Source organism: Microbacterium sp. LMI1-1-1.1 (assembly GCF_040815675.1).
Lineage (GTDB): Bacteria > Actinomycetota > Actinomycetes > Actinomycetales > Microbacteriaceae > Microbacterium.
The window spans coordinates 1-255 of record NZ_JBFPNN010000006.1 but is presented as its reverse complement, the minus strand read 5'-3'; the positions used below and the strand labels follow the sequence as shown (position 1 = coordinate 255).

1 pseudogene is annotated in these 255 nt (G+C 72.2%); it reads right to left on the bottom strand.

Annotation, left to right across the window (positions count from 1 at the left end):
* Positions 1–238: pseudogene (locus tag MRBLMI1_RS05935) on the bottom strand (hypothetical protein); the annotation flags it as partial.
* Positions 239–255 lie beyond the last annotated feature (17 nt).

Genomic DNA, 255 nt, shown 5'->3' with positions numbered 1-255 from the left:
CGAGACGCTCCGCCCGATGCGCGGAGAGGTCGAGGCCGTAGACGCGTGCGACGTCGAGCAGTTGCGCCTCGGCCGAGGTTCCGAACCGCGCGGAGACGCCCGCGCTCGTGACGACGACCGGGCCCGCTGGCGTCGGGTGCAGGCGCGTGCGCAACAAGGCCGCGACGAACGGCGAACGGATGACGTTCGCCGTGCACACGACGAGGATGCGCGTGGTGGGTCCGCTGCGGATCGGCATGTACTCCCCCTTCGCCG